This is a genomic window from Glaciecola sp. HTCC2999, from assembly GCF_000155775.1.
Lineage (GTDB): Bacteria > Pseudomonadota > Gammaproteobacteria > Enterobacterales > Alteromonadaceae > Opacimonas.
This window is the reverse complement of the sequence record NZ_DS989810.1, coordinates 716,011-739,270: the sequence shown is the minus strand read 5'-3', so window position 1 is coordinate 739,270 and position 23,260 is coordinate 716,011. Positions and strand designations below refer to the sequence as shown.

Here is a 23,260-nt window from a genome sequence, read left to right as displayed (position 1 = left end):
CTGAAAATGCAAAATATTAATAGCCTTGTACATAATCCTCGAAAGACAGTTTTTTTTGATTTAGACGGTACACTTGTGCATACCGATGAAGCTAATTTTTTAGCTTATCAAAAAGCAGTTAATGTAGTGTTACCATATAAAACGGTTTTAAGAAAGCCAGTATATGCTCGATTTAACAGAAATGAGCTCCGTAAACAGCTGCCTAGCATTTCTATTTTTGAACTTAAAAGAATTACTCAATTAAAAGTGAAGTTTGATGCTGAGTTTATCTCTTCAACCCACATCAACCAGCCTGTTGTAGCTAAACTGAAAAACCTCAGATTTAACTGCGATATCTTTCTGATTACAAATGCAAGTAGAGTTAGAGCAGAAATGACACTTAGTGCACATAACTTAATGCCCTATTTTAATGGGGTATTATCCAAAAATGACAGACCTCTCAATATCAATAAATATCAACATGCTATTGAGTTTTTGAGTGTTGATGTAAATAACATGATGGTATTTGAAAACGAATCAGCACAAATTAAACTTGCCCAAGATATCGGCATTCCAGCTAACTCCATACAAAAGGTATAAAATTTGAATACATTTACGATAAAACCAAATTCATATCTTAAACATTCCGTTCCCGGTTTTTTCCATTATAAATATCTTGGTATGAATCGACCGGGTAACCCTGATTTTATCAATCGTTTAAAAAATGATAATCACAGCAGAGGTATTAACGAATTGATGCAAGATGCAGAGATGGTCTGCGATGTATTATGCAAGGATTTACCTAATGTCGTTATACAAGAATGTTTAAATAGGCCTGTAGTGTGCGTGATGCCAAGGGCTAAACAAAACAGTAAATATACTGATGCTCAATTACTATTTTTAGATGCTGTTTCTAATGCAGTGGAAATCATGTCTGGCATGAAAAACGGTACACAGTGGATAACTAGAATGAAGCCAACACAAACTACACACCTGAGATACTCTTATTCCTTTCGAGATAAAGGTATTCTTCCATATGAAGGTATAACAAAAGATACATGTATTATTTCTCCAAAAATTAAAGGTAGAGATATTATTCTAGTGGATGATGTTTACACCATTGATGTGAATGTAATTGAAGATATGCTTCAAACTCTTCTAGATGCTGGTGCAAACAAAGTCGTGTCTTACGTAGTGTCTAAAACTAGTCGCTGTCATTAAGGTAATAGATATGAAATATTCTCAACAAGCACTAAATGTTCTTACAGCCCTTAGCTTTAAAGGCATTGGAAAAGCCTGGATAATCAAGCATCAAGATGTATTGAGTTGTAAAGCGTCCCTAATTGATTGCCTTAATTTATCAACTAAAGACAAATTAGTTTCGTTATGCCGTTTTAATGATAAACAGGCTGCAATATTATCTGAGTTAATAAAAAGAAAAGACGTTATCGATGGACTTACAACTATTGTCGACGAAGATTTCCCAATTCACAGAGGTACGGTTAAAAATAGCCAAAAACCAGTTGCTTTATTTTATCAAGGAGATATTAGATTACTTGATCCATGTAAACCAAGCGTAGCTGTAATTGGTCTTTTAGATCCAGATTTTAGTACAGAAAAATCAGAAATTTCTTTAGTTGATGAACTGGTATCAAAAAATATTATTATTGTAAGTGGCTTAGCCAATGGATGTGATGCTATTGCACACAAACAAGCTGTTATAAAACAAGGGAAAACAGTAGCTGTATTACCGAGCTCATTACATAATATTTTACCTAGAGGAAATCAATCGCTCGCAAAGGAGATAGTTGAAAGCGGAGGTTTATTGGTCACTGAATATATGCATGATGCCTCTTCAAAACTCGAATTCACAGCTCGTTATCAAGAACGAGATCGACTACAAGCTCTTTTTAGTGACGCAGTTATTTTAGTGGCAAGCTATGCCAAAAATAATCAGGGAAATGATAGTGGGGCACGATTAGCTATGGAGTATGCTCTCCAATACGATATTAAAAGAGCTGTCATGTATAACATATCAATAGATTCTCGGAATCCAAAATATGACCTAAACCGACAACTAATTTTAAAAGATACAAACATCCATGTGATTAAGCCTGAGGATACTATGTGTCTTGCGGGTAACCTGTTAGATAAACTAATTACAGAAAAATCAAAAAATATTCAATATTCATTATTTTAGAGAGAATTTATATTGAAATATTGTTTAACACCTTCTTTTTATTCTTCGGAGAATGCCATGGCAGATTTGCCTACTTTTGAATTACCAAAAATCTCATCAAATCGACTTTGGGATTGGGATGTACCTATAATTATAGACAAAAATAATAATACCCATGCATTTATTACGGGCAGCATAGATGAACCGAAGCTCTACAACGAGCTTTGCTTCATACTGCATACTGCTGAAATTGACACTACTATTATCTTACATATAAATACACCGGGAGGGATTATTGATTCTGCATTTATGATTGTAGATGCTATCCATCATTCTAAAGCGAAGGTCATCGGGAAATTGTCAGGCACCGTAGCATCCGCAGGAACAATAATTGCCATGGCCTGCCATGACCTCGAAGTATCTGAGCATTTATCGTTTATGATCCATAACTATTCAGGCGGCATGGCAGGTAAAGGTCACGAAATGAAAGCTAGACAACGCTTTACTGATTTACATTTAAACGAAGCATTTAAATCGTTTTACCATGGGTTTTTAACAAGTGAAGAAATGAATAGTGTTATAGATGGTACGGACTTATGGATGGGCACATCTGAAGTTAATGAACGTTGGAAGAGCCGACTAGCAAGCACCAGTCTAAGAAAAATAGCTAAAACTTCATTATAGTAGGTGGTTCTCATTGATTAATACTGACCTAACACTCATTTCTCAGTCCCAAAGAAAACTTCTTATAATTAAATCAACACGAACTACAGTATTAATACTTTATGTATTCATACTGCCTGTTGTTGGATATCTTCTTACTGTGTATATTGAGGAAGAAACATTTAGTCTTTTCGAAGCATTAGCAGCATATGCTTTATTCTCGATTGCAGGATTAGTCTCTTTTTTCAAAGCAAACCGCTTAGCATTCGAAACATATAACTTTAAAGTTTTTAGTTCATTAGTTTGGTTGGCTTTGGTAGGCTGCATAGCAATGTTTGGCTGGGGAGCCAGTAATACGTCGCATAAGCACGCTTCGTTTTCAAATTACTATCAACCCGACTTTGTAATAATTCAAGACAACGATAAACCAAACCAGTTTTTATACAAAGGTGCGATTGAAATAAATTCTGCTAACACTCTAATCCGAAAAATAATGAATGCAGATAATGTGGATTGGGATAAACCTATAGCATTAGAAATACACTCAGGTGGAGGTAGTCCCCAAGAGGCTATAATAATGGCTTCATTTATTAAGCAATATAACATTCAAATAGAGGTATTAGGTCAATGCATTAGTGCTTGTACTAGATTACTTTTGGCAAGTGACTCAAGATATATACACTCAAAAGCATGGATAGGTTTTCATGCCACTTACATCAAAAAAACTACTCAATTAGTAAGTTATGATAGCCCACACCTGCGTTTTTTTAATGAAAACCTTTACACTGCACTAGAAAGATTAAAGGTAAGCAAAAGTTTCATACACAAAACCAAGATTAGAGATTCATACGGTGGGTTTTTCCCTACCTATGATGAACTTTTAAAAGAAGGCATAGCGAACCGCACTCAGCGACTTTTTGTAGCTAACGACAATATACCTTTTTATTTATAGTAGGATAATTATGCTTACAAATATTGCAACGCCTAATATAGGTAAAATAAACATCTCAAAATATGTTGTCTACTATTTCAAAGAACAGATTAATACTGTTGATGACTGCAAAGGGATAGAAGCAGCTTTATTATCACTTCAAAGTAAAGAGATTGAAAAGTTAGATTTACCATTAAAGACTAATTATATAGATAAACAGAATAGTCTGGAGTTCTGGGTGCATAAAGAAAGCTCAACGGTTTTTCTTATTACAATTAATGAAAATGAAAAAGTAGTTTCAATAGCTCTCAAAGCCAATATGGATGAATTTATATTTAGATAAACCTAAGAAATATCTATGTGACTGTTGAGACTTAAATTTTTAAGGAATTTTGAGGTTGAAAATATGAAGGGCATTACAATGAACTGTATTTGGGGGTATAAATGCCTTGCTATTTGGGGCGAGCTTGCTTTTACAGCAAATAAAAATATTAGGTTTTGCCAATACTGTGAAAGAGAAGTGCATAGGTGTAAGAGCCATAAGGAACTTTTAGTTGCAGTAAGCCTTAATCAATGCGTTAATTTCCCAAGTTCGCTTATCGAAATAGCAGTGATAGACGAGAGTGGAAAGGATAGCGAAAATTTCAGTTTAACTGGTATGCCATTACCAACTGATTCAGAGTTGACAAGGTGGGCCCAATGCGACTCCGATATTGACATTCCATTTTAAAAAATAATATTTACAATAACTCTAGTTATTTAAAATCGTTCAAACTCAAAGTTCTTTTGTTTGGAATCGCTAAAAAAGGAAGAAAAAAATGGTGGCCCGACCCTGACTTGAACAGGGGACCTGCCGATTATGAGTCGGATGCTCTAACCAACTGAGCTATCGGGCCGTATTTTTGTAGATGCATTGAAATAATGCGGAGCGAAGTATAAGCAGTTTTTTTGCAAATGTCATCCTTACTTTGCTATACAGTAAAAAATTTTAAAGATATGCTTAAAAACTCAGCAAAATAGCGTGTCATTTACTCATGGCCTGTATCCATCAGTAACAGAACTGATAAAACTAAGCTAATCTAATCCATTCCATATTACCAATCAGTTAACGCATTCATCCTAAATTGGGTGCCGCGAAATGAAAGCACAACAAATTGCGGTTCAATTTTGATAATCGTAACATTATTATCAACGCTATCGCCTTCTTGTAATCGACGATTGTTGACTCTGACCCAACGATCCTCATCATTTGAGCTGAACATATGAGCAGAAAATACCATCGCGGGTAGTTGCACCAAAATATGCTCAGGTAGCTCTGATACACGAGGGGTTTTATCCACTACTTCGACCGTAGTTTCGCGTTCAGATGGATCATTTTTCATTGGCTGTATATTGGGTTCATCTGACATGGCTTGAGTCAGCTCTTCAAGCCCACCAAGTTGTGCTAATGCTTCATTGACTTTTGCCGCGATAAACGGGGAGGTGCTTATGTTATCGTCAGTACGTTGTGTGACTAAAGTACCGTTATCTATATCATCAATGTCAAACGTATTTTCAGGTTCATTCGTTTCTTGCAAAACAACCGGCTCAACCGGCTCAACCGCCGCTTCTTCATCCGCTATCACGTTAGTTACCGCCTCAGCTAAGGCAATGTCTGGCGTAGGGGTAATCTGAATTTGTTCAGACGAGCGTGTAGTAACACTACTCATATCGGTATTTGAACTTTCTATGGGAGGAGATAATAAGTGCGCGCTCCCAATTCCGATCCCCAGCCCAATCACACTGACTCCGATATATTGAATAGCATAACGGCTCCAGACTGAAAATTGTGAGGGTAGGGCTTGGAGACTAGGTAAAAATAAGCTGCGGTTAAATTGATCTGACATAGCATTGTTAACTGACTGCTCTTCATTATTAAATAATTGTCGAGTGTTAGTTTGGACTACTGTATTAGTCGGTGTGACTGACGTTGATGAGGTATCAATCTCTAATGAGTTTTCCCAATCAATGGTCAGCGACAACACCCCCATTTCTTTCAAACCTTTGACCATGTCGTAACTTTTGACTAACCCTGATTTACGCAGTTTAACAGGGCCATTTTGTTGTTCAATTTGAACAATCATCATGCCAGGCTTAAGCTCATCAATTGATAATGGATTTTTAGCCACCATAACTCCCTCCATTCATTCCACTACCAATCAAAAAGCCAATGGCTGTTGTCACGATGAGGGTTGCGATAAGCAGCCATTTATGCGGCAATTGGATCCGTTGTGCGACCACATCTTCACCTAAAATTTGATTCGCTGCCGCTACAAATAGATATTTAGGCACGACTGCGGATTGTTTAGTAAAACTCAGTGTTAATGCTCTATCACACAATAGATTAATGACCCTTGGTATACCTGCAGTGATCTGGAACACCGCCTTAATGGTGGCCGGTGCAAACATACTAATATCACCATCTGCTACTGAGAGTCGATGCGCAATATAATGGCGTACTTCATCTTCATTAAGTGGCAATAAATGGTATCGGGCGGTGATGCGCTGAGCTAATTGACGCAGTTCGTTGCGCTTGAGCAATGCTTGTAATTCAGGCTGTCCTATCAAAACAACTTTTAATAATTTCTCACGGTTAGTTTCTAGATTAGTGAGTAATCGGAGTTGTTCAAGCACCTCAGGTAGTAAGTGTTGGGCTTCATCGATAATCAATACTGTATTGATTTGTTTTTCATGATTTTGCGCTAAATGCCCTAATATTAAATCTGTGAAATATTTTAAACTACTGCGCTGATGCTCATATTTAATCGATAACTCATCACATACCGTCGCTAATAACTCTAATGCGGATAAAGTTGGATTGAGGATCATGGCGACTTGGGTGTTTTCTGGTAATTGTTGCAGCAGTTTGCGAGAAACGGTGGTTTTACCTGTACCCACTTCACCAGTAAGCATTACAAATCCACCACTTTCACGTAGACCAAAATTTAAATGTGCCAGTGCTTCTTTGTGACGAGCACTCATATATAAATAGGCCGGATTAGGGGCAATCGAAAAAGGATTATCAGATAAACCAAAATAAGATAAGTACATAAATACTTGTTCACTTTTTACCTGTTATTATTGTTGCCTATAAGCTAAAGCGCTTTGCCCCATAAGTCAAAGTTTAGGTAAATAAAATCAGTGAATTATTGAATATTGACATTAAGCAAGGGCATAATAGCGTTTCAATATAAAGGATGTTAAGAACCCAGTATGCAAACGTATTTAGTCGGTGGCGCCGTTAGAGATACTCTGTTAAAACGGCGTATCAAAGATAGAGACTACGTGGTGGTCGGGGCAAGTCCTGAGCAGCTAGTTGCGCTGGGGTATAAACCGGTAGGTAAAGACTTCCCAGTATTTTTACACCCTGAAACCCAAGAAGAATATGCGCTTGCTAGAGTAGAACGTAAAGTGGGTTTAGGATATGGTGGATTCAGTTTTGTGACGGATGCTACGGTCACACTAGAAGAAGATTTATCGCGTCGAGATTTAACTATCAATGCAATGGCGATGGATGACCAAGGCAATATTATTGACCCTTTTAATGGTCAAGCCGACTTAGCACACCGGATTTTTAAGCATGTATCACCTGCGTTTGTCGAGGATCCGTTACGTGTCTTACGCATCGCCCGTTTTATGGCACGTTACCACCAATATGGGTTTACAATAGCCCCTGAAACTGTTGAATTAATGAAGAAAATCGGTCATTCAGGTGAGCTTGCTGCATTATCTGCCCCACGTGTATGGCAAGAAACTGCCTTGGCATTGGGCGAGTTTGCGCCAGAAATCTATTTTTCAGTGTTAATAGATACTTTATGTTTATCCCCTTGGTTTGATCAGTTATCAGCGAGTATCAGGAACATTGAAAGCCTTGCGTTAGCGTTTCAACATGCCAAGGGGTTACTTGAAAGCGGTGAGGTAACGCAAGATGAGCATTTAGCCATCACAACGACCTTACTAACGTTAGGTAATAAGCCACAAGATGTATCGGCTTGGACTCAATTATTGCCCTTACCCACATTTGTGCAAGATTGTATTTTATTAACGCATCGCCACATGAATACCATGGAGCAGCTCGATACGTTGGAGGCTCAGCAATTACTCGAATGCTTAAATCAATGTGACATACATCGTCGACCTCAACGGCTGGCTCTGATGATAAAAGTGCTGAGTTGTTATGAGCAGGTGAGTGACTTTACGCTTAACTATTTATTTTTAGAAAATGTGGTGCAAGCGGCAAAGTCTGTGAACGTCCAAGACATTATTGCTCAAGGCTATCAGGGCGCTGACATTAAAACACAATTACAACACGCTCAGCTTGCACAAATTAGCACTCTACTTAACCGCTGATGTGGTAAACTATCAAAGTATATTATTCAGTTGAAGATGTTATGTTTGAACAGTTAGAACTACATGCCGATTTATGTAATGCGCTAGGTGATATGGGCTTTACAGCACCCACCAGCATCCAATCCTCAGTGATCCCTAAGGCGATGGAAGGGCGCGATATTTTAGCTTCCGCGCCTACTGGAACCGGTAAAACCGCCGCGTTTTTATTACCCGCTGCACAATTTTTGCTCGATTTTCCTCGCGAGTACCACGGTGCCACACGTATTTTGATTTTATCCCCGACCCGAGAGTTGGCGATCCAGACCTACGAACATGCCCTAGAAATTACCCAACATACCAATATAGTATGTGGTGTTATTACCGGCGGTATTAACTATGGTACAGACCGTGATACTTTGGCAAAAAATTTGGATATATTGGTTGCGACGCCGGGTCGTCTGTTTGAACATATCGAGAAAGAATCCTTTGATTGTCGTGATATTGAAGTCATGATTTTAGATGAAGCTGATCGGATGCTCGATATGGGCTTTCGCAGTATTGTTAATCAAATAGCCAGTGAAGCTCGCTGGCGTAAACAGTCCATGCTATTTTCCGCGACATTAGAAGGCCCAGGGATAGCTCAATTCTCAAAAGATTTACTTGTGAATCCTGAATCCATAACTGTCGACCCTTCTCGTAAAGAAAAAGCGAAAATCCATCAGTGGTACCATTTAGCCGATGATGCTTCACACAAATATCAATTACTCAAACATATCCTCAGTGAACAAGCTGAATCTGCGATCGTGTTTGTCAAAACACGGGAGCGGTTGCAGCAACTAAAAGATCGCTTAGCCAGTGATGATATTGATGTCTGTTGGTTGCAAGGTGAAATGCCACAAGATAAACGTAACCAAGCCATGAGCCGCTTCAAAAACGGGGAAGTCAAAATCTTATTAGCAACGGATGTCGCTGCACGAGGCATCGACGTAGACGATATCAGTCATGTTATTAACTTTGATATGCCACGTACCAGTGATGTGTATTTACATCGTATTGGTCGTACTGGACGTGCTGGCGCCAAAGGCACTGCGATATCCATTGTAGAAGCTCATGACTTTGCGATGCTGGGAAGAATTGCGCGGTACATCAAAGAAGTGATTAAGCCACGGGTTATCGATGAATTGCGTCCTAAACATAAAGCCCCCACAATCAAAAAGCCAAAGAAAAGCACGTTAAAGAAAAATACTAAAAAAGGCGGTAAAAAATCTTCTGGACCTAAGAAAAAAGGCCGTGGCAAGAACATCACTTCACGGAAGCAAGACAATGGATAAGATTGTCCTAGCCAGCGGTAATCAAGGGAAACTTAATGAGTTTGCCCATTTGTTTGAGCGTTATGATATCAGCATTGTTGCTCAGGGGTCTTTAGGGGTGGAAGATGTACCTGAAACAGGTACCACCTTTGTTGAAAACGCTATAATCAAAGCGCGACATGCCGCCAAAATAACAGGGTTGCCAGCATTATCAGATGACTCTGGTTTAGTGGTAGAAGCATTAGCTGGCGCACCGGGTATTTATTCATCTCGCTATAGTGAGTCGACACCTGATGCTGGAGATGCTACTGACGCGACCAATATTGATAAATTACTCCACGCTTTAACAGATACGCCTGCAGATGCTCGTCATGCTTATTTTATCTGTGTATTGGTGTTTATGCGTCATGCTGATGATCCAACACCGATCATTTGCCAAGGGCGTTGGCATGGTCAAATTGCGACACAGCGCGCTGGTGAGCAAGGGTTTGGCTATGATCCTGTGTTTTATTGTCCAACATTGAAAAAACATGCTGCCCAATGTGACAAATCAGAAAAATCGACGGTGAGTCATCGTGCTAAAGCGCTAGCGCTACTTGTTGCAGAAATGGAGTCGTTACTTGGTTGATGATGTATCTGCCATACCGTTATCTTTGTACATCCATGTGCCGTGGTGTGTGCAAAAGTGCCCATATTGTGACTTTAATTCACATACCTTAAAAGGCGGCATTCCAGAAAAAGAATATGTTGCCCATTTATTAGATGATTTACGAGCCGATGCGCATCTTGCCCAAGGCCGCTCAATACGCACTATATTTATAGGTGGTGGAACGCCTAGTTTATTATCCCCTGAAGCATTAACGATCTTACTTAATGGTGTTAAACAAATAATACCGGTAACACTCGACGCTGAAATCACATTAGAAGCTAATCCGGGAACGGTTGAAGCGGGTAAGTTTGCAGGGTTTGTCGCCGGTGGCGTGAATCGACTATCGATTGGGGTGCAAAGCTTCCATCCTCGGCAACTAAAGGCATTAGGGCGTATACACGACGATCAACAAGCTCATCATGCCATTGCACAAGCGCATGATGCCGGGCTTCATAGCTTCAATATCGATATTATGCATGGATTACCGGAGCAGACTGTTGTGCATGGTTTAGATGATTTACGTCAGGCTATTCACCATCAATCCAAACATATTTCCTGGTATCAACTCACCATTGAGCCGAATACTTCATTTCATTCTAAACCACCGCAACTGCCTGATGATGATACGTTATGGGATATTCAAGAGCAGGGCGAAGTACTGCTTGCTGAAGCGGGTTTTGAACAATACGAGATATCGGGTTACGCACAATCTGGTTTCCAATGTCAGCATAATTTGAATTACTGGCGCTTTGGTGATTATTTAGGTATTGGTTGTGGCGCTCACAGTAAGATTACGACATCGCATGGCATTCAACGTACTGAAAAAATCAAACACCCTAAAGGTTATATGAACATCGGTCAAAGTTATGTATTTAAACAATGGCTTGTAGATAAGGATGACTATCCATTTGAATTTTTTATGAACCGTCTTAGGTTGGTTGAAGCTTGCGGGGTTGATGAATATGAAATGCTGACGGGGATGAAGTTGCCTGCAAGTACAATATCATTAATGGCACAAGCTCAGGATAAAGGAACAATGATTATCACTGCAAAAGACTGGCAAGTGACCGCGTTAGGTAGACGATATCTTAATACCTTATTAGAGCAGCTTATTGCTTAGAATAAGGGGTTACTGATAGCTTCATCATGTTAACTCGACGTACTGCAAGTCATATCAAGTCAACATGATAAAGATGAAGGCGCTTTTAGTTAATTAAAACCAATCCGCAAGCCCCTTTTCATGCTCAGTAATGGCATCTGCATGTTCAAGCGTTTGACCAATAGCATCTAAACCTTTGATTAAATTATGCTTATGATGTTCAGCAATCGTAAAATCAAATTCGTGATCCGCACATTTAACTAATTGAAGATTTAAATCAACAGTCAGCATCAATTTGTCATTTTTAGCTAGTTCTGCAAATAAAATATCCATTTGTGCGTCAGTTAAACGGATCGGAAGCATACTGTTATTGATGGCATTGCCATAAAATATATCAGCGAAACTTGGCGCAATAATCACTTGTAAGCCAAAATCCATCAGTGCCCAAGGTGCATGTTCACGAGAAGAACCACAGCCAAAGTTTTCACGAGTGATCAACACGCTTGCCCCTTGATACTCAGGTTTGTTGAGGTTGAACTCAGGGTTTAAGACTTGCTCATGCTCGTCTAAATACCGCCAATCATGAAACAAATGCTTGCCGTAACCTTGGCGGGTAACACCCGTTAAAAACTGTTTAGGGATGATTTGGTCGGTATCGATATTAGCGATATCCAGAGGCACCATAGTGCCGGTATGCACGGTAATAGGGGTCATACTTGTTCCTCATATTGACGGACATCGGTAAATTTGCCGTTAATCGCTGCAGCAGCAGCCATTGCTGGTGAGACTAGGTGAGTACGTGCACCACGGCCTTGACGACCTTCAAAGTTACGATTTGATGTAGATGCACATCGATCGCCTTCTTTAAGTAAATCATCATTCATGCCTAAACACATTGAGCAACCTGGTAAGCGCCACTCAAATCCAGCTGCCTCAAAGATTTTATCTAAACCTTCTGCTTCAGCCTGTTTTTTGACTGCCGCCGAGCCGGGCACGACGATAGCTGTAACATTTTCAACCACGTTGCCACGCTGAGCTACACTCGCGGCAGCACGTAAGTCTTCGATACGAGAATTAGTACATGAACCGATGAACACATGTGAAATAGCAATATCACTTAGCTTTTGACCTGGCTCTAAGGCCATGTATTTTAAAGCTTTTGATGCTGACTCTTGAGTCACTGCATCAGTAAAATCAGTTGGTGCAGGAATGGCATCATCTACACCAATGACTTGACCAGGATTGGTCCCCCAAGTCACTTGCGGTTTAATGTCAGCTGCTTGTAATGTGACGACTCGGTCAAACTGCGCATCTGCATCAGAATATAATGTTTCCCAATAGGCCACAGCAGCGTCCCAGTCAGCACCTTGAGGGGCTTTTTCACGACCTTTGATGTATTCAAATGTGGTATTGTCAGGGGCAACTAAACCTGCTTTGGCACCCCCCTCAATCGACATATTACAAATTGTCATGCGCTCTTCCATCGAAAGTGCGCTGATTGCTTCACCACAATATTCAATCACATAACCCGTCGCACCGGCATGACCTAGTTCACCAATAATCGCTAAGATGATGTCCTTTGCAGTCACGCCAATAGGCAGTTTACCTTTGACTTCTACTTTTAGGTTTTTCGCTTTAGATTGGCGTAACGTCTGCGTAGCAAAGACGTGTTCTACTTCAGATGTACCAATTCCAAACGCCAACGCACCAAAAGCACCATGGGTCGCTGTATGTGAATCACCACAAACCACGGTGTGCCCTGGTAAAATGGCTCCTAGCTCAGGTGCCATAACATGGATAATACCTTGTTTTTGGTGACCTACAGGATAGAGGGTAATGCCATGATCTTCGCAGTTTTGTAATAACGTTTGTAATTGTAACTGGTTTGCCGGACCACATGCATCTAATGCTAATGATCGTGTTGAGATTGAATGATCCATGGTTGCCACAGTTTTTTCTGGACAACGAACTTTTCTGCCTTTGTCATTCAAACCAGCAAACGCTTGTGGAGTGGTCACTTCGTGGATCAAGTGACGGTCTATATACAGTAGGATATCTGCGCCTACTTGAGATACGATATGCGCATCCCAGATTTTATCATAAAGGGTCTTAGCCATGAGGAGTGTCCTTATGCCTGTAAAATTTGTTGAGTAATATAATCGCCGACTTGTGACGTGTTACTCGCTTTGTGGCGTTCCTCACTGCTGAGTAATTCGCCCGTCAAAATACCGTCTTCAAGCGTTTTGATGACCGCTTGTTCAATGGCATCTGCAGCGTCTGTTAAATTTAATGAATAACGTAATAACATGGCGGCTGAAAGAATTTGTGCGATAGGATTAGCAATGCCTTTGCCGGCGATATCTGGCGCACTACCGCCTGCAGGTTCATATAAACCAAACCCATCAGCATTAATACTAGCTGAAGGTAATAAGCCCATCGAACCGGTTAACATAGCGCATTCATCAGAGATAATGTCACCAAAAAGGTTCGAACATAACATGACATCAAACTGTGACGGATTACACAATAACTGCATCGTCGCGTTATCAATGTAGATATGCTCAAGTTCAACATCAGGGTAGTCTTTAGCGACTTCTTCGGTGACTTCACGCCATAAACGACTGCATACTAATACATTGGCTTTATCGACAGAGGTAACTTTCTTGTCGCGTTTTTGCGCTGCTTGGAAAGCTGAAATAGCAATACGTCGGATTTCACCGCGTGTGTAGCGCATAGTATCAAAAGCAAATTCATCTTCACCGTCACCCTCTAATCCCTTTGGAAACCCAAAGTAAATCCCGCTGGTGAGTTCACGCACCACTAAGACATCCACCCCACTTTGGGCAATATCTTTTCTCAGTGGAGATAAATCTTCTAAACCTTTATAAATTTTAGCTGGGCGGAAGTTTGAAAATAAATCAAAATGGCTTCGTAACTTAAGTAAAGCGGCACGCTCTGGACGTTGATCCAGCGGTAGTTCATCCCACTTAGGCCCACCAATTGAACCAAATAAAATGGCATCAGCAGCTTCACATCCCGCTAATGTCTCATCGGGTAGAGCATGACCATGGTGGTCAATGGCATAGCCACCAACCGGATAAGCTGTTCTATTTAATGTAAAGCCAAATTTTTGCTCAACCGCGTTTAATACTTTATCAGCCTCGGCCATGACTTCTGGGCCGATTCCATCACCGGCTAATACGGCTAGTTGATAAGAAGACATTTATACTCCTGTGGAAATGTGTTGTTTTTGCTCATCAATTTGATCAGCAAGATGCATATTATTTAAAACGAAAATTAGTGCTTTTACACCGGATTCTACAATATCTGTTGCTAGGCCAATGCCGTGGAAACGGCGATCTTTATATTTAGCGACAATACTGACTTGGGCAAGTGCGTTTGCTCCCTCACCTTTAGAGCCGAGTTTGAAATCAACAATGTTAATTTCATCTTCATTAATGATCTGCATGATAGCGTTATACGCGGCATCGACAGGACCATTACCTGTGGCGCTATGTGTAACGGTTTCTTCACCAATATTCAATGAGACTGTGGCACTAGGGATAATTTCTTTACCTGAACTTGCTTGTAAATATTCTAATGAATAAAAAGCATGTTCATGTTTTTGTTGATTAAAAAATAGTAATGCTTCTAAATCATAATCAAAGACCTGACCTTTTTTATCGGCAAGGCGTAAAAATGAAGCATAAACTTCGTCTAAATCGTAATCAGTTTCATTATAACCTAATTCATGCAATCGATGTTTAATGACATGACGACCAGAGCGTGAGGTTAGGTTTAATTGATTCTTATTGAGACCCACAGATTCTGGGGTCATGATCTCGTAAGTATTCTGTCCTTTGAGTACACCATCTTGGTGAATACCAGAAGAATGAGCAAATGCGTTAGCACCAACAATAGCTTTGTTTGCTTGGACTGGCATACTACATAATTGACTGACTAATTTTGAGGTACGTGAGATCTCTTGGCTACGAATACCGGTTTGCAATCCATAACGTTCATTACGTGTTTGCAAAATCATGGCTATTTCTTCTAAAGAGCAATTACCAGCTCGCTCACCAATGCCGTTAATAGTACATTCTACTTGGCGAGCACCTTGTTCTACCGCGGCTAATGAATTGGCAACGGCTAATCCTAAATCATTATGGCAATGAACCGAAATAATGGCTTGGTCGATATTTGGTACACGATTAAATAATTGACCGATAATACCACCAAACTCAGTGGGCGTAGTATAACCGACAGTATCTGGGATGTTGACGGTTTTGGCACCTGCGTTGATCGCGGCTTCTACCATTCGACATAAATAATCTATGTGGGTACGACCAGCATCTTCACACGAAAACTCGACATCATCAGTATATTTGCGGGCATGTTTGACCGCAGCCACTGCCATCTCAACAATCTCATCTTGAGATTTACGTAACTTAGTAGAGACGTGAATATCAGAGGTAGCAATAAAAGTATGAATACGAAATTGTTCAGCTACACCGAGTGCTTGACCGCAAGCATCTATATCTTTTGCTAACGCACGAGATAATCCGCATACGGTTGCATTTTTTACTTCTCGCGCAATAGTTTGAACCGATTCAAAATCACCAGGAGATGAAACTGGAAATCCAGCTTCTATGATATCAACACCGAGCTTTTCTAACGCTAATGCGATTTGTAGTTTTTCTTTCACCGTCAAGCTTGCAGGTAATGCTTGCTCACCGTCTCTTAAAGTCGTATCGAAAATTTTCACATGGTTCGTCATGTGGTACTCCTCTGAATGTACGCTACGTATAAAAAAACCCGTGGGTTACACGGGTTAATTTATTCTAAATTATTACTCACCCGTGTAGTCATGCTACCAGTAACAGAAGGTCAGATAATAAATATGTGTGAAATGTATTTTTCATAGGTTAACTGTACGTTTAAGTCGGCAGTGGGTCAAGGGAAACTTGCATGCAAATAGCGTTTAATAGGATTTTTATACTAAGAATTTGATAAATGATATATCTAATGGCTGATTATTATTTAAATTAGGAATATCGATAGGATTTTTATCCTAAAAATATGATTAACGTAGGCCTTTCCATTTAATGTTGAAAGATAACCTCAGTTCGCGCATGGTTAATACACGTGGCGAGATTTTTCCTGAATGTGACCAACGATGTCCACAGCATGCTGCACTCATGATCGCTTTAGTCGGTTTTAGCAGCGTGATTTGTTGTATTCCATGTTGATTTAGAATGTCACCCTCGCGATTTGTCGGTTGCCCAGAAATATTAAACCAGCCAAATTTATTCACATGAATGAGTGCTTTTTCTGCATCGACGCGATCTAGAGAATCTATTTCTAAATGCGTCATCCCCATCTCATTAATACTCACTGCGCAAATAGCACCAATCGTTTGATGTTGAGCGAAGTATTCTTTTATCGTTTCACTTGTTTGCTTAGTGCTAGGGCATTTCGAACTTTGTTTAGCTTGATAACTGGCGTTATGACGATCTACCACAAGAGGGGAGGTGTTATTAAGTAACTGTTCGGCAGATTGTGTGACGTGGATATGTAAATGTTTGAGTTTACGTTTGAGTAATGCCGTATGATTTGGTCCATATTCCGCTAAAAATAAACATTCTCTTTGATACAAAGCATTACACAACTCAGCAAAAGCTGCTGAATCGGGATCTTGAAAAAAGATATCGCTTTGTTCGACCATAGTATCTGCTTTAATGAATTAAGGGGTGTAATACTACTGATTTTTGCATGAAATGCCATAAAAAAGCCAGTCAAAAGAACAGGGTCTCTAAGACTGGCTTAGTCATTAAATCGACAGCGTATGGTAAAGCTTACTGGCCTTTAATTTCACTGCGACCTAGGTATTTAGCTTCTGCACCTAATGCTTCTTCAATACGTAATAACTGGTTGTACTTAGCAACACGATCAGAACGGCATAATGAACCTGTTTTGATTTGTCCCGCAGCAGTACCAACAGCTAAATCTGCAATCGTTGCATCTTCAGTTTCACCAGAACGGTGAGAAATTACAACGGTAAAGCCAGCTGCTTTTGCCATCTTGATTGCGTTTAGCGTTTCAGTTAATGAGCCGATTTGGTTAAATTTGATTAGGATAGAGTTACCAATACCGTTATCAATACCGCGCTTAAGGATTTTTGTGTTGGTTACAAATAAGTCATCACCGACAAGCTGTACTTTGTCACCAATTTTCTTCGTTAAGCTTGCCCAACCATCCCAATCACTTTCGTCTAAGCCATCTTCAATGGATACGATAGGGTAACGTTGTGATAATTCAGCAAGATAGTCACCAAAACCTTCAGAGTCAAACGACTTATCTTCGCCAGATAATACATATTGATTATCTTTGTAGAACTCAGATGCCGCACAATCAAGCGCTAAAGTGATGTCGTCATTCATTTTATAACCAGCGTTTTCAACCGCTGTAATGATGGTAGATAACGCTTCTTCATTTGAACCTAAATTTGGCGCGAAACCACCTTCATCACCAACAGCAGTATTCAAACCTTTTGCATTTAAAACTTTCTTCAAACTATGGAAAATCTCAGCACCCATGCGTAGGGCTTCTTTGAAGTTCGCTGCGCCAACAGGCTGTACCATAAACTCTTGGATATCAATGTTATTGTCAGCGTGCTCACCACCATTGATGATATTCATCATCGGAACAGGCATTGAGTATTGGCCTGGCGTGCCATTAAGATTAGCAATGTGCTCGTATAAAGGAATACCGGTTGCGATTGCTTCTGCTTTAGCAACGGCCAAAGATACAGCTAAAATTGCATTAGCCCCTAATACTTCTTTATTTTCAGTACCATCTAAATCAATCATCACTTGGTCAATGTTAGCTTGGTCAGCTGCATCTAAACCAATCAATGCTGGAGTGATTTTATCATTAATTGCAGCAACGGCTTTTAATACACCCTTACCTAAGTAACGGCTTTTATCGCCATCACGTAGTTCTAGTGCTTCACGTGAACCTGTAGATGCACCAGAAGGAGCTACTGCTCGTCCCATCACACCTGATTCTAAATAAACGTCAGCTTCTACAGTTGGGTTACCACGTGAGTCAAGTACTTCACGACCAATAATTCGGCTAATTGTTGCCATGTTTGATATTTTCCTTTTAATGATTCAATTTTTGAAATTCACCCGCGGCTGCAATAAACCCTTCAAATAAAGGATGTCCATCACGCGGTGTAGAATTAAATTCTGGGTGGAACTGGCCTGCTATAAAGAACGGATGTTCTGGGATCTCTATAACTTCAACCAATTGTTTATCTGTAGATAAACCGCTGACTCTTAGGCCTGCTTCTTCAATTTTATCACGTAGGGTGTTATTTACTTCATAACGGTGACGATGACGTTCATAAATTTCTTTTTCGCCATAGCACTGATGTACTTTACTGCCTTCAACTAAGTGGCATAACTGACTACCAAGGCGCATCGTGCCGCCTAAGTCAGAACTTTCGTCACGCTGCTCGACACTACCATCAGAGTCTAACCATTCATTGATAAGACCGACAACAGGGAAAGGCGTTTCTGGATCAAACTCAGTCGAGTTTGCGTTAGGCATATTAGCTACGTTTCGAGCAAATTCAATTAACGCTACTTGCATACCTAAACAAATACCTAAATAAGGGACCTTATTCTCACGGGCATAACGTGCAGCTTCGATTTTACCTTCTACACCACGTTCACCAAATCCACCAGGCACTAAGATAGCATCCAACTCTTCAAGGATATGTGGTCCTTTAGAAATGATGTCAGATGAATCAATGTATTTGATTTTAACACTTAAACGGTTTTTTAGTCCTGCGTGTTTGAGTGCTTCATTGACAGATTTATAAGCATCAGGTAATTCAATATATTTACCGACCATGCCAACAACGACTTCTTTAGTCGGATTTGATTCGGCGTATAACACTTGTTCCCACTCGGACAAATCTGCTTCTGGGCAATCTAACTTGAAGCGTTCAACTACCAGTTCATCCATTCCTTGTGATTTCAAAGCTGCAGGTATTTTATAAATACTATCGACATCTTTTAATGAAATAACCGCTTTATCGATGACGTTAGTGAATAATGCAATCTTTGCACGTTCATTTGCTGGTAAGGCTGATTCAGAGCGACAGACTAATATATCAGGTTGAATACCGATTGAACGTAGTTCTTTCACTGAGTGCTGAGTGGGTTTTGTTTTCACTTCACCGGCAGCCGCCATATATGGTACTAAGGTTAAGTGCATATACATAGCACGGTCACGACCTAGTTCTGTACCGAGTTGGCGAATCGCTTCTAAGAACGGTTGCGATTCAATGTCACCCACTGTGCCGCCAATTTCAACGATAGCAATATCATTGCCTTCCGCACCATCAATCACACGTTGTTTAATTTCATTGGTAATGTGAGGGATGACTTGAATAGTCGCACCGAGATAATCACCACGACGTTCACGCTCTAAAACAGATGCATAAACTCGACCGGTAGTAAAATTATTACGCTTGGTCATACGTGTACGAATAAAGCGTTCGTAGTGACCTAAATCAAGATCAGTTTCTGCGCCATCATTGGTGACAAATACTTCACCATGCTGGATCGGGCTCATAGTACCTGGGTCAACGTTGATATAAGGGTCAAGTTTTAACATCGTAACTTTTAACCCACGGGCTTCTAAGATCGCTGCTAATGATGCTGCAGCAATTCCTTTGCCTAATGACGAAATCACCCCACCGGTGACGAAGATATATTGAGTCATGTTTTACCTAAAGGCGTCTAATTATGAACGAGTGTAAAGAGTTGAAACACTCTTCTTGGTTGGAGTGTGATTATACGCAAATATCCATTCAATAACAATCTGAAGTTGTGCTTTTAACGCATGGATTTAAGTACATAAATGAAATCTAAGGCTTGTTTTGGAGATAGCTCATCTGCACTTATTTGGTCTAAGGTATCAATTAATGCTTGATGTGAATTATCCAAGGCCAATTGTACCGGTTCAACCAGGCTTGCCGCGTTAGTTTCCGTTGCTGAATCTGTCTTGTTGGAGTCCACTGCTATTGACTGAGTCTCAAGTGTAGTCAGTTTTTGTTTCGCTACTTGAATAACATGTTCGGGGACGCCAGCAAGCTGTGCAACTTGTAATCCATAACTTTTACTCGCAGCGCCTTGTTGGACATTGTGCATAAATTTAATGGTATCGTTGTGTTCAATAGCATTAAGATGAACATTACACATACCTTCTGTATTTTCAGCAAGTTGGGTCAACTCAAAATAATGGGTAGCAAATAAGGTAAAGGCATTAATCGTATTATTGATATATTCAGCACATGCCCATGCTAAGGATAACCCATCATAAGTACTCGTGCCGCGTCCAATTTCATCCATTAACACAAGGCTGTGTTCACTGGCATTGTGCAAAATATTAGCGGTTTCTGTCATCTCAACCATAAAAGTAGAGCGCCCAGACGCCAGATCATCAGAAGCACCAATACGGGTAAATATCCGATCAATTGGGCCAATTTGGCAGCGTTGAGCAGGGACATAGCAACCAATATATGCTAATAGGACAATTAATGCGGTTTGACGCATATAGGTGGATTTACCTCCCATATTTGGGCCGGTGATCATGAGCATTTTTTGATGTGCATCAAGCTGCAGAGGATTAGCAATAAACGGTTGTTTTGTCACATGTTCTACTACAATATGACGACCGTCTTGGTACTCAATACCCGGTGTAGAAGTTAACTCAGGACGATATAAGTTCAGTGCCACAGATTGACTCGCAAAACAGATTAATACATCGAGTTCTGCTAAAGCATTTGCGCTTAGCGTTAACGCATCTAAATGAGGTAGTAGTTCATCAAATAATGCTTCATAGCATTGTTTTTCTAAGGCAAGAGCTTGGCTTTGCGAGTTTAAGACTTTTTCTTCATGGGCTTTGAGCTCTTCAATAATATAGCGTTCGTTATTTTTCAGTGTTTGACGGCGAATATAATGTCCCGGTACAAGATGAGCTTGACCCTTTGAGACTTCAATGAAAAATCCGTGAACACGGTTATAACCGACTTTTAATGTATTAATCCCCGTCGCGTCTTTTTCTCGCTCTTCTAATACGGTTAAAAAGTCTGTCGCACCTTGTGATAAGGCTCTGAGTTCATCAAGTTGCACATTGTATCCAGGCGCAATAACGCCCCCATCTCTGATGACGACTGGAGGATTATCTATGATTGCACGGGTGAGTAAATCTGCTGATTCAGGAAATGTTGAGATGGTATTGGCGAGTGCTTGGAGTTTTGGTTCATCATGCTCAGCTAATATGTTTTGCAGCTCAGGTAGTAAGTTTAGCGTATCACGTAAACGTGCAAAATCACGCGGACGAGCGGAGCGTAATGCTAATCGCGCCAATATACGTTGGACATCACCCATTTTTTTCAATATTTGAGCCGGAGCAGCGACATCGTGCTCAACTAAACTATCGATAACATTATAACGTTGTTCGAGTAAATTTTGTTGGGTAATGGGGCGATGGATCCATTGTTGTAATAAGCGTGCCCCCATCGGTGTTTGCGTATTATTGAGTACATCGAAAACAGTGTTCTCAATCCCGCCGGATAAATTATGCGTCAGCTCTAAGTTTTTACGAGTGGCAAAATCCATCTGCACAGTGTCGCTTTGTGCTTGTAAACTAATGCGTTTGATATGGGGCAGTGAACGTTTTTGAGTATCTTTGACATACTGCAATAAACAACCCGCTGCGCCGAGCGCGAGAGTTGCATCTGCCACACCAAAGCCAGTGAGTTCCTTGGTACCAAATTGCATATTCAAATGATTCACCGCAGTATCAGTATCGAATTCCCATTGTGGGCGTCTAACAGACTTAGGATAAGTGGCGAGTACTTGCGGTGCGATTAAGGTTTCATCATACAATAACTCAGCAGGGTTGAAACGTTGTAAATCAGCTAATAATGCTTCTTCGCTAAGTGGTTGAGTAATGAGAAACTGTCCAGTACTCAATGCAAGTGCAGCTAAGCCGTAGTGGATTTGACCAGCAGATTTAGACGATGATTGGCTTGTAATTGCGACAATTAATGTGTCTTGAGCGTCTTGGAGTAAAGCTTCATCAGTGACTGTGCCGGGAGTGAGGACTTGTTTGACTTCACGCGCAACAGGACCTTTACTTGTAACAGGATCACCTACTTGCTCACAAATAGCGACAGACTCGCCCATTTGTACAAGTTTAGCCAAATAACCTTCCACGGCATGGTAGGGGACACCCGCCATTGGGATAGGTTCGCCACCCGCTTTACCACGAGCAGTTAATGTAATATCAATAAGTTGTGCAGCACGTTTAGCATCATCAAAAAATAATTCATAAAAATCCCCCATCCGATAGAAAAGTAATTCATTTGGATGTTGGGCTTTGATGCGTAAATATTGTTGCATCATTGGAGTATGTTGCGTTTGTGCTGAGCTCAATTTATTTTTATACTTCATTCATGAATCCATACATATAGCATAACAATAAATTCATGCGCTATCTAAAAGAAAATACACAAAATGCGCTAGTACAGTTAGCGACGTATTTAACGACGAATCATTTGACGATATCGTGTGCAGAGTCCTGCACGGGTGGGGGCCTAGCTTATGCGTTCACCTCTTTGCCAGGATCATCAGCGTGGTTCAAACATAGCGTAGTGACGTATTCTAATGAGGCAAAACAGGCGATGGTAGGTGTCTCAGAAGAAACATTAGCGCAATATGGCGCGGTGTCAGCACAAACGGTTGCGGAAATGGCGCTGGGTGTGGTGTCTCAAGTGGGTGCTGATATTGGTATCAGCATTAGTGGGATAGCAGGGCCCGATGGGGGAAGTACTGATAAACCTGTCGGTACAGTTTGGTTTGGTTTTGTCGTAAATGATGTGGTGAATACTAAACAGCTATGTTTTGCCGGTGACCGTGATGCTGTGCGATTACAGTCAATAGAATATGCAATTGAGCAGGTTGTGCATTTATTAAGCATTCACAAATAAAACTGATCAAAA

21 protein-coding genes and 1 tRNA gene are annotated in these 23,260 nt (G+C 40.4%); 11 read left to right on the top strand and 11 right to left on the bottom strand.

All coding sequences use genetic code 11. The features are described 5' to 3' along the window. Positions 1–6: 6 nt before the first annotated feature. The 6 genes from G2999_RS03240 to G2999_RS03215 are packed head-to-tail and all read left to right on the top strand — an operon-like array spanning position 7 to position 4,095. Positions 7–579, top strand: coding sequence for an HAD family hydrolase (locus tag G2999_RS03240; RefSeq protein ID WP_010178670.1), 573 nt, complete (start codon positions 7–9; stop codon positions 577–579). Between the two features lie 3 nt (positions 580–582). After that, a complete protein-coding gene (locus G2999_RS03235) occupies positions 583–1,200 on the top strand; it encodes a hypothetical protein (protein ID WP_010178668.1) in 618 nt (205 codons plus the stop codon). Between the two features lie 10 nt (positions 1,201–1,210). Then, the gene (locus G2999_RS03230) at positions 1,211–2,179 is read left to right on the top strand and encodes a DNA-processing protein DprA (RefSeq protein ID WP_010178666.1); all 969 of its coding nucleotides are present in this window, start codon (positions 1,211–1,213) and stop codon (positions 2,177–2,179) included. 57 nt (positions 2,180–2,236) lie between these two features. Continuing rightward, the gene (locus tag G2999_RS11705; protein ID WP_010178664.1) at positions 2,237–2,842 is read left to right on the top strand and encodes an ATP-dependent Clp protease proteolytic subunit; all 606 of its coding nucleotides are present in this window, start codon (positions 2,237–2,239) and stop codon (positions 2,840–2,842) included. A 13-nt stretch (positions 2,843–2,855) separates the two neighbouring features. Then, complete coding sequence (locus G2999_RS03220) at positions 2,856–3,773, top strand: ATP-dependent Clp protease proteolytic subunit (protein ID WP_010178663.1); 918 nt, start codon at positions 2,856–2,858, stop codon at positions 3,771–3,773. A gap of 10 nt (positions 3,774–3,783) precedes the next feature. Further along, a complete protein-coding gene (locus G2999_RS03215) occupies positions 3,784–4,095 on the top strand; it encodes a hypothetical protein (protein ID WP_010178661.1) in 312 nt (103 codons plus the stop codon). Positions 4,096–4,571: 476 nt separating this feature from the next. On the opposite strand, the gene G2999_RS03205 is transcribed toward G2999_RS03215, so the two are convergent. The 3 genes from G2999_RS03205 to G2999_RS03195 form a co-directional block, all read right to left on the bottom strand. Then, positions 4,572–4,648 (bottom strand) — tRNA-Ile (locus tag G2999_RS03205). A 198-nt stretch (positions 4,649–4,846) separates the two neighbouring features. Further along, positions 4,847–5,923, bottom strand: coding sequence for a general secretion pathway protein GspB (locus G2999_RS03200; RefSeq protein ID WP_010178657.1), 1,077 nt, complete (start codon positions 5,921–5,923; stop codon positions 4,847–4,849). Then, the gene (locus G2999_RS03195) at positions 5,913–6,842 is read right to left on the bottom strand and encodes an ExeA family protein (protein ID WP_010178655.1); all 930 of its coding nucleotides are present in this window, start codon (positions 6,840–6,842) and stop codon (positions 5,913–5,915) included. The genes G2999_RS03200 and G2999_RS03195 overlap by 11 nt, the downstream gene beginning before the upstream one ends. A gap of 162 nt (positions 6,843–7,004) precedes the next feature. On the opposite strand from G2999_RS03195, the gene G2999_RS13765 reads away from it, so the two are divergent. From G2999_RS13765 to hemW, 4 genes are read left to right on the top strand one after another with little or no spacing between them, the layout of a single operon-like run. Next, entirely contained in the window at positions 7,005–8,141 is a 1,137-nt protein-coding gene (locus G2999_RS13765) for a metal-dependent phosphohydrolase (protein ID WP_010178653.1), read from the top strand. A 41-nt stretch (positions 8,142–8,182) separates the two neighbouring features. Continuing rightward, entirely contained in the window at positions 8,183–9,451 is a 1,269-nt protein-coding gene (gene srmB / locus G2999_RS03185) for an ATP-dependent RNA helicase SrmB (protein ID WP_010178651.1), read from the top strand. Continuing rightward, positions 9,444–10,058 (top strand): RdgB/HAM1 family non-canonical purine NTP pyrophosphatase, encoded by a 615-nt coding sequence (gene rdgB, locus G2999_RS03180; RefSeq protein WP_010178649.1) that lies wholly within the window; start codon positions 9,444–9,446, stop codon positions 10,056–10,058. Before srmB ends, rdgB begins: the two co-directional genes overlap by 8 nt. Next, positions 10,051–11,199 (top strand): radical SAM family heme chaperone HemW, encoded by a 1,149-nt coding sequence (gene hemW, locus G2999_RS03175; protein WP_010178647.1) that lies wholly within the window; start codon positions 10,051–10,053, stop codon positions 11,197–11,199. Before rdgB ends, hemW begins: the two co-directional genes overlap by 8 nt. A gap of 93 nt (positions 11,200–11,292) precedes the next feature. On the opposite strand, the gene leuD is transcribed toward hemW, so the two are convergent. The 8 genes from leuD to mutS all read right to left on the bottom strand — a co-directional run bounded on the left by leuD (position 11,293) and on the right by mutS (position 22,712). Continuing rightward, positions 11,293–11,892: a 3-isopropylmalate dehydratase small subunit gene (gene leuD / locus G2999_RS03170; RefSeq protein WP_010178645.1), complete on the bottom strand. Its 600-nt coding sequence runs from the start codon at positions 11,890–11,892 to the stop codon at positions 11,293–11,295. After that, positions 11,889–13,295 carry a 3-isopropylmalate dehydratase large subunit gene (gene leuC / locus G2999_RS03165; protein ID WP_010178643.1) on the bottom strand — a complete coding sequence of 469 codons (1,407 nt, stop codon included), beginning with the start codon at positions 13,293–13,295 and terminating at the stop codon, positions 11,889–11,891. Before leuC ends, leuD begins: the two co-directional genes overlap by 4 nt. An 11-nt stretch (positions 13,296–13,306) precedes the next feature. Next, entirely contained in the window at positions 13,307–14,401 is a 1,095-nt protein-coding gene (leuB, locus tag G2999_RS03160) for a 3-isopropylmalate dehydrogenase (RefSeq protein WP_010178641.1), read from the bottom strand. Next, on the bottom strand, positions 14,402–15,955 hold the full coding sequence (gene leuA, locus G2999_RS03155; protein WP_010178640.1) for a 2-isopropylmalate synthase: 1,554 nt from the start codon (positions 15,953–15,955) through the stop codon (positions 14,402–14,404). A gap of 306 nt (positions 15,956–16,261) precedes the next feature. Further along, positions 16,262–16,903 (bottom strand): hypothetical protein, encoded by a 642-nt coding sequence (locus tag G2999_RS03150; RefSeq protein WP_010178638.1) that lies wholly within the window; start codon positions 16,901–16,903, stop codon positions 16,262–16,264. A 130-nt stretch (positions 16,904–17,033) separates the two neighbouring features. Then, complete coding sequence (eno, locus tag G2999_RS03145; protein WP_010178636.1) at positions 17,034–18,326, bottom strand: phosphopyruvate hydratase; 1,293 nt, start codon at positions 18,324–18,326, stop codon at positions 17,034–17,036. A 16-nt stretch (positions 18,327–18,342) separates the two neighbouring features. After that, a complete protein-coding gene (locus G2999_RS03140; protein WP_010178633.1) occupies positions 18,343–19,974 on the bottom strand; it encodes a CTP synthase in 1,632 nt (543 codons plus the stop codon). A 113-nt stretch (positions 19,975–20,087) separates the two neighbouring features. Further along, the gene (mutS, locus tag G2999_RS03135) at positions 20,088–22,712 is read right to left on the bottom strand and encodes a DNA mismatch repair protein MutS (RefSeq protein ID WP_010178631.1); all 2,625 of its coding nucleotides are present in this window, start codon (positions 22,710–22,712) and stop codon (positions 20,088–20,090) included. 35 nt (positions 22,713–22,747) lie between these two features. Here mutS and G2999_RS03130 point away from each other — a divergent pair, with 35 nt between their 5' ends. Beyond that, positions 22,748–23,248 carry a CinA family protein gene (locus tag G2999_RS03130; protein ID WP_010178629.1) on the top strand — a complete coding sequence of 167 codons (501 nt, stop codon included), beginning with the start codon at positions 22,748–22,750 and terminating at the stop codon, positions 23,246–23,248. Positions 23,249–23,260 lie beyond the last annotated feature (12 nt).